5 protein-coding genes and 2 pseudogenes are annotated in these 7,098 nt (G+C 68.2%); 1 reads left to right on the top strand and 6 read right to left on the bottom strand.

From position 1 onward, the window contains the following. The 3 genes and pseudogenes from ASD18_RS20575 to ASD18_RS20570 form a co-directional block, all read right to left on the bottom strand. Positions 1–387, bottom strand: a pseudogene (locus ASD18_RS20575) (type IV secretion system protein); the annotation flags it as partial. Positions 388–650: 263 nt separating this feature from the next. Further along, the coding region (locus ASD18_RS21660; protein WP_235522499.1) for a hypothetical protein at positions 651–989 on the bottom strand (339 nt) is incomplete at its 3' end. A 1-nt stretch (position 990) separates the two neighbouring features. Beyond that, positions 991–1,302 carry a DUF6112 family protein gene (locus ASD18_RS20570; protein WP_056097120.1) on the bottom strand — a complete coding sequence of 104 codons (312 nt, stop codon included), beginning with the start codon at positions 1,300–1,302 and terminating at the stop codon, positions 991–993. Positions 1,303–1,671: 369 nt separating this feature from the next. Between ASD18_RS20570 and ASD18_RS20565 the strand changes: the two genes are divergently transcribed. After that, on the top strand, positions 1,672–3,063 hold the full coding sequence (locus ASD18_RS20565; RefSeq protein ID WP_056097111.1) for a hypothetical protein: 1,392 nt from the start codon (positions 1,672–1,674) through the stop codon (positions 3,061–3,063). 154 nt (positions 3,064–3,217) lie between these two features. Here the strand turns inward: ASD18_RS20565 and ASD18_RS20560 are convergent, their stop codons facing one another. The 3 genes and pseudogenes from ASD18_RS20560 to ASD18_RS20550 form a co-directional block, all read right to left on the bottom strand. After that, positions 3,218–3,835 carry a hypothetical protein gene (locus ASD18_RS20560; RefSeq protein WP_056097108.1) on the bottom strand — a complete coding sequence of 206 codons (618 nt, stop codon included), beginning with the start codon at positions 3,833–3,835 and terminating at the stop codon, positions 3,218–3,220. A 221-nt stretch (positions 3,836–4,056) separates the two neighbouring features. Beyond that, entirely contained in the window at positions 4,057–4,485 is a 429-nt protein-coding gene (locus tag ASD18_RS20555) for a hypothetical protein (RefSeq protein ID WP_056097105.1), read from the bottom strand. A gap of 575 nt (positions 4,486–5,060) precedes the next feature. After that, a pseudogene (locus tag ASD18_RS20550) lies at positions 5,061–7,098 on the bottom strand (hypothetical protein); the annotation flags it as partial.

Genomic DNA, 7,098 nt, shown 5'->3' with positions numbered 1-7,098 from the left:
GTCCGAAAGCCCGGCGACGCCGCCTGCCGATTCCGTCGCGGCTACCCCGGGCCCGGTCGGGCCCGAGCCGGTGAACGCGGAGGCGCCGACCACGAACGCCACGACGATCACGATCTTGGAGAACACCAAGGCCGCCACGATCTCCAGCCAGCGACGCGTCCACACCCGGGTCTGATCCCACGTCGACCCAGCGAACGCGATCGGAGCAAACACAGCGACGAGAACCAGCGCGGCCTTGCGGAACAGCAGGACGCCCCACAACAGGACGAAGCCGAGCATCAGGGCCAGACCGAGGAGGATCTGCAGCGCAGGGGAGATGGACGCGAGGGCGTAGAAGTCGAAGAACTGAGAGGCCGCCTCCGTCACGGTCAGCCCTGCTGAGGAAGCNACCGAGGAGGATCTGCAGCGCAGGGGAGATGGACGCGAGGGCGTAGAAGTCGAAGAACTGAGAGGCCGCCTCCGTCACGGTCAGCCCTGCTGAGGAAGCGATGTACTCGCAGATCCCGTCGACAGCGGTCAGCGCGAACTGGGTGACGCCAAGGGCCAGCGCGGCGCCGAGCATCGCCTTGGCGACGCCAACGACAGCCCGGACCAGCCCGCCAGCCTCGTGGCGCAGGACCGACGTCAGCACCTGGACCACGAACAGCCCNGGCGCCGAGCATCGCCTTGGCGACGCCAACGACAGCCCGGACCAGCCCGCCAGCCTCGTGGCGCAGGACCGACGTCAGCACCTGGACCACGAACAGCCCCACGACGACCGGCAGGGCGATGGCAGCGATGACGGCAACGTTCGAGCGGAACCAGCCGACGCTCAGGTCGATGGAGGTGCTCGAGTTCAGCGCGGCTAGCGCGAGCTGGCTGATCTGCTCCGCGCCCCCGACGAACGCCCCCCCGAGCCCGCCGAGCACGTAGTCGGATGCGGCGCCTTGCGCGGAATCGCAGATGGCCGCCGCAGGCCCGATGCAGGCGTCCAGTGCCGAGACCGGCATCTCAGATCATCCCGCCCAGACCGGAGAAGAACGCCACGATCGCATTCGCCCCGCCGATCAGCAGGGCACCGCCGGCCGCGATCAGCACACCGGTCTTCCCACCCGAGGCGGCCCCGTAGTTGCCCTGCTGGCGGGCCACCGCCCACACGATCACCGAGATCACCAGGCCCGCGACGCAGGCCACCAGCCCCCAGGTCAGCAATGCCCCGACCACCCGCTTAACGACTGCCAGGCCAGGCAGACCGTCCTCGTTCGGGCTGATGCCCGGATCGGCAGCGATGACCCTGCTGACGATGATCGACGCGTGTCCCATAACGCACCCCGCGATTCCACGGGCACCGACCGGTCGTCAGCACCGCCTGGTCTTAGGTGCGCCAGAACATGCGCAACCCGCGAGATCGCGTCGGGGCGTTGCGCAGCGCCATCGCTGGCAGATCGCGGGAGGCGGACACTTCCTGCCAATCGAGGATCGCCGCCCTAGGCCGCGGCCACCGCCTAGATCGTGTCCATCCGTGGTCTTCGGCGGCGATACCGAGCGACTCGCCTCGACTCCACCGGTGTCGGGCACGAGACACATGGGCGAGACGCGGGTAAACCCGCACGCCCCTGGGCGTCGACTGGTCGAGGGTACGCGCGAGCGCGCGCGACGATCTCGCTGTGCCCCACCCGCTATGTTCTGCACGTGCTGACCATCGGCGTTAGGGAGCGGCCTCGGGCTCTGTTCGAAGGGCTGCCTGATGATGTCGCCGCGGCGTTGCGCCCGATGTTCGGCTCCGTGAGGGTGATCGAGAGCACCGAGCGGGTCGACGAGTCCGAGTTCGACATCCTCGTTACCGGCACCGCGGTCCACCGTAGCGCGCACCTTCACGTCCTAGCATTCGGGGCAGACTCGGTTGGAAGAATCGTCATTCCTATCCAGAGTCCCGCGGCTCCCAAGGTACTCCCGAGCTCGAATCGTCCGGTATCCGAACGCCCGACAATGCATGCGCCCTGGGTAGCACAGGTCGCCGATGTCGTCAGCGAGGAACTCGCAATTCCGGAGGGCGTCGCTGGAACGGTCCGCGACTTGATCCAGGACACGCTGATTCCCTGGGTAGTTGAGCAGCATCCGCGACCACGGTGGCGAGCATTTCGTGATTTCCACTCGACCACGCGCTCGGAGATGTCACTGACGGGCGTGCGCATTCTCTTGGCAACGGGAGACTTGCAGCGGACGTTGGCTTTCATGGCTCATCGCGCCGACAACACTGCGCGGCCACTGGGCATCCTGCTGGCGCTTCCGGTACTGCCCTCCCGCGTCGAAGAGTGGGGCCGGTGGTTTCTGGAGGAAGTGCGGGCGGTGTCCCCGCACCTCTTCCCGCGTAGCGTCTCGTGGCAAGCCGATTCGACCTGGACGCCCGACGATCTGCGCGCAGCCCTCGACAGTCTCGAAGAGCTGACCGCACGGCGTCAGCGCATCCAGGCCGAGTTGGAGGCGGACGAGCTCAGAGCCCGCGGAGCCGTTGGCACTGCGACAAGAGCCGCTGAACAGGGCATTTGGAAGCTGGTTACAGCGCAGGGTGAGGACTTGGTGACCGCGGTTGTTGACGCCTTCCAATTCCTGGGCTTTGACATCCAGGACAGCGATGCGCTGGTCAAGCCGGGCTCCCCACGCATGGAGGACCTGCAGGTCCGCCAACCAAGCGCCCCCGAATGGGTAGCTCTCTGCGAGGTTAAGGGCTATACCAAGGGCGCCTCACCGAAGGGTGTCATCCAGCTGACGACCCGACCCGTTCAGGCGTTCGTCGCTGCCAACCAGCGCTCCCCCTCCGCGCTGTGGTTCGTCGCGAACCAGTGGCTCGAGGAGCCACCGGACCGCCGACCGAGCCTGCTCGGTGGCGACCCGGTGGTGGACCTCATAGCGGGCTGGGGCGGCGCAGTGATCGACACGGTCGACCTGCTCCGGGCGCTCGTTAACATCCAGGCTGGCCGCGCCACCGCAGACGAGGTGGCCCTTTCTCTACTTGACGCGCGCGGCCGATGGTCATGGCCCGGCAGCGTCCCCGACGCACCTGTCGTCACGCGTCGGCCGTGACCTCCGAGACCGCCCCAGCCACGCAGCTTGCCCGTGACCAGCAACACGCGCGCGGCCGTCTCAGCGACCGTAAGCGCTGGTCGTGGGTCCTGCTGATGCCGCGGACCAAACGTTGCGCTGAATCGCCCCGGCCACGTGCCAAGTGTCGCGCCGACTACCCGCACCGCGCCACTGGAGTTCGTTTGGCTGCTCGCGTCCGTGAACGATGGCGCCTTTGCGGTGCAGCACAAGCCAATGCAAGGGAACGGTAAGCGCTCCGGGTCACGTGTCCCGTTGTGTGCTGACCTTTCAACGCCTTGCGAACTTCCGCGACGAACCGCTTGCCGGCCTCGGCCAGCAGTTCATCGGGTCGTTTCACACCCTCGGGGAGCTTCTTGGGGCTGGGGTCGTACGAGACGAGGTAAAAGGGCTCGAGCCAGGCCCTCCGTGCGTCCCGGAGCGCGTCGTCGGCGAAGAACTCCAACGTCGCCAGCGCCACTTCCGCTTCGGGTTCGTCACGGGGGACCCAGTCCCCGGTCGGTCCGGGGTCGTCGCCGTACCCGTACCCGTGCTCCTCGGCGCACTGGAGGTGCCATGTGTTCAGCCGGCGCATCGAGGAGGCGAATGCGCTGGCGGCGCGGACCAGATCTGGGTACCGGGTCTGGAGAGTTTGGGCGTCGATCTGCAGCCGGGTCCAGGCCAGCTCCGCCCTCGAGCTGAACCACCACAGGGCCACCGCCACAAGCCCGGACAGGACCGCACCGACAGCGACACCCCGGAGCTCCTCCGACATGGCGGGGATCCTCCCGCACCAGGTCGGTCCATGGCTAGGCGGCGTTCTTCCACTTGGTGCGCGTCGCGATCTGGATGACGGCGATCTCGGTGAGGATCGCGGCCGGCGTCGTTGTGCAGTCGCTAGCGCGGTGGGAGCGCAGCCAATGGAGAGGTGGCCATCTCGCGCAGACACCAGGCAGTTGGTGCCTGACGAACGGACCAGCGCGAGGGCATGGGAACTCAGAACGCCATGCTGCTTGTGTGCCGCAACTCCTGCACCGTGGCATGAAGTTCCTCCGACACCTCCAGACGCGACGGGCGCGGGTTCGCCCCGTCCGCATAAAGGGCGCGAGCCTTCGGGACGGAAGTAGTCGGCAGACCAGCCAGTGACGCGCGGATCCGTCCAACTTCCAGCGGACTCAGGACGACGTTCGGGAGGGTCGCTTCGTGTAGCTCGAGGATCCTATTGACGTCACTCAGGTCAGCGCGTGCGCGCCGAGCATCTTCACGCTGCGCGCGGTCCATCGCTAACTCGCGCTGCGCAGCATCCGCGCGGAGCTCGGCGCGGCGCGCGTCCCGCCGCGCGTGGCGCAGTCCCATGACGGCGACCAGGGCGACCGCGCCGTTGACCACCACACTCGCCCACTCAGCAGCCGTCCCCGCGTCCACGACGCACACGGTAGCGGTGCGATCGCCCCCCGTCGCCTTTCTGTCAGCCCATGTGTCTCGAGACCTCTCGAGAGCAACGGCTGATGCGACGTTGACCTCGGGTATGGAGGTAGTGACACGGAAGCGTTCACCCCGAGTCGTTAGGAAGTGTCGCCAGCCGGAGTGACCCTCCTCAGGGTGCCGGCAATGTCCTGCCCATCCCCCAGGTCGACCACCTGGGCACTACGCCCGACGGCGCGGCGCGAGGGCGCGAGTTGGGTGCGCGCCCGAGCTTGCAAGCCGGTTGATCTCCTAGGTGGTCGCCGGCCGAGCAGCGTCGGGGGAGTCCTCCTTGCGGGGGCGTTGCTCGGTCCTAGCGAGCCCACACAGCGCGCAGGCTTGGGGCGTGCCGGTCACGTGCACATCCACGCCAACTCGGCGCGAAGCGTCGACCAAGCTCTGCACCTCTCCGCTGCTGGCCGGAGGAGACACCTCGCTGATGCGGTTTGAGTGCGCTCTCCGTCATTGGGAGTCAACGCGCCGAAGGCGCGCTCTCGACGTGAAGTAGCTACGTACGCGGGCACTCGCCCATGCGCTCACAGGTCCGCATCTGGGTCGAGTTCGGCAAGCCGAGCCTCGAACCTCGCGCGGAGGCGGCTGGATTCGTCGTGGTCTCCGCGGGCGTCCGCGGCGTCGATGGCGTCTCGTTGCAGGAGGGTCGAGAGGGGTTCGGCCAGTAGGCCGTGCGTGGCGACCTGGATCGCCTCGGCGTATCGCCCGGCCTCGTGGTGGATGCGGGCGAGGAGGTGGGCGGTATCTGCGATGGCGCTGACCATCACCTGGATGTCGTTCTCGGCCCATCCGTAGTGCGAGTCGTTGATCCCGAGGAACGGGCGGCCGCGTACGAGCTCCATCGCGGCGGTGAGGTTCTCCAGTCGTTCGTCGTCGGTTGAGAGACCCGCGGCAGTCAGTTCTTGGAAGATGGCCCAGTCCGTCAGGACGTCGTCGGTCACCCGCAGGGGTTCACCGCGGCGGATGGTCGGCAACGCGTCGTCGCCGACGAGTTGGCGCGTCCGGTAGACGAAGGTGTTGCGGGTTCCGGAGATATCGCGTTTCCCGGGCCAGAAGACTTCGTCGAGCTCGTGTCCCGTCGCGGTGCGGCGTAGTGCCAGGTATACGAGCAGCTCGGTGGCGCGTGGCGGTGGTGTCGACTCTGGTTTGGCGAGTCCGTCGATCTGGATGGGGCCCAGGACGTCGACGCGGATCCGTCCTTCGAGTCGCTGGCTGGTCCTCGCCCGGGTTCTGGACGCCACACGCATGGCCTGGGCCGTCGCCCGGGCGTCGGGCGAGTACGTGCTTCGGCCTTCCGGCGGCTGGGATATCCCGAGGTCGGCCACGACCGGAGGCTGCGCGGTCAGGAGCAGAGACGTCACGTGCTCGAGGTCGGCTGCGCTGAGGCGCTGTGCGTGCAGCGTGATGCCTATGGGGTCGAGGACGGCTGTGCTGTCGGAGTGGACGGTGAGCGTCCAGCCTGCGGCGGGTGTGCGTGTGATCAGGGCGGACCCGGTCCATGGCTGGCTCGTCAGCAGCGGGCTCGATGCCTGTTCGAGGTAGATGACGGGAAGCCAGGTGTCTTCGAGGATCCGGTCGGAGCGAGCTTCGAGGGTGTCGGCGAGGCCGCTGTCGTCCAGGGCGGCCGCGATGGCCTCGGCGCGGGCTCGTCGTGTTCGGGTGTGGTCGGGCGTGCTGTGCATGCGTGCGGGTTCGAACGCGGCGGCCAGGTCGGCGAAGGACTCGTCGGTGACCAGGGCGATGCGCCCGGTCAGGTCGCTGGTGATGATCTCGACGGCGAGTGCGCGCAGGACGTCGTCTGCGGCCTGGTCGTCGCCGACAATGTTCAGGGTTCCTGCGGCTTCGAGGTTGAGGAGCACCGTTGCGTCCTCGGTGTGACCGAGGGGGACGAGTGCGGGGTAGGGCTCGGATCGGTGAGCGTCCTCGATCAGCAGATCGCTGGCGATGTCACTGGTCGACGCGGCCCACCGGCTGCCGGCGGCGCTGAACGGTGGGATGGGCTCGGTGTCGTCGCCTTGTAGGTGGAGCGTCAGGTAGTGCTCGTCGAGGCTGATCGCGGCAATCCGAGGCAGGTCGCGCTCGGCGGTGTAGCAGCGGCTGTCGATGTTCTGCAGTGCCACTTTGAGCTGGGCCAGGGTGACCGGAGTGCTCGCGCGGCGAAGCGCCTGCTCGACGGTTGCCTGCTCGCTGTCGGTCTGGGGCATCGGGATGGATTCGCCGACGCGTCGGGCGCGGTGCTGCAGGTGGCGTCGGCGGCTGAGTTCGCCGACGACGCCCGCGGCGGCCAGCGCCGTCAGGCCAACAAACAGAGGTGCCCGGCTGCCGGTGTCGGTTGCGTCATCGCCCCGGCGTGCGGCGGTCTCCTGGACGGCCTCAGGCGCTGCGGTTGCTGTGGCGCTCGCCGTGGGCGACGCGACCTTCGCGGCGGGCTCGGTAGGTGGCTCAGCGCCCGGCATGTGGCGCTCCGGTTCCGGCGTGGTGGGCACCCCGGACGGGACGGTCCCCGGCGGCGCGACGGCGGGGCTCGAGGTGTCGTCGACCGGGAGGTCGAGTCGCCAACCG

The organism is Cellulomonas sp. Root137 (assembly GCF_001426725.1).
Lineage (GTDB): Bacteria > Actinomycetota > Actinomycetes > Actinomycetales > Cellulomonadaceae > Cellulomonas.
Note: the sequence above shows the minus strand (reverse complement) of the source record. Positions and strands in the feature narration are given on the sequence as shown.

What these genes read in the sequence shown, in the direction of transcription:
- ASD18_RS20570 (WP_056097120.1), bottom strand. Translation starts at nt 1,302, where the DNA reads ATGGGACACGCGTCGATCATCGTCAGCAGGGTCATCGCTGCCGATCCG.
- ASD18_RS20560 (WP_056097108.1), bottom strand. Translation starts at nt 3,835, where the DNA reads ATGTCGGAGGAGCTCCGGGGTGTCGCTGTCGGTGCGGTCCTGTCCGGG.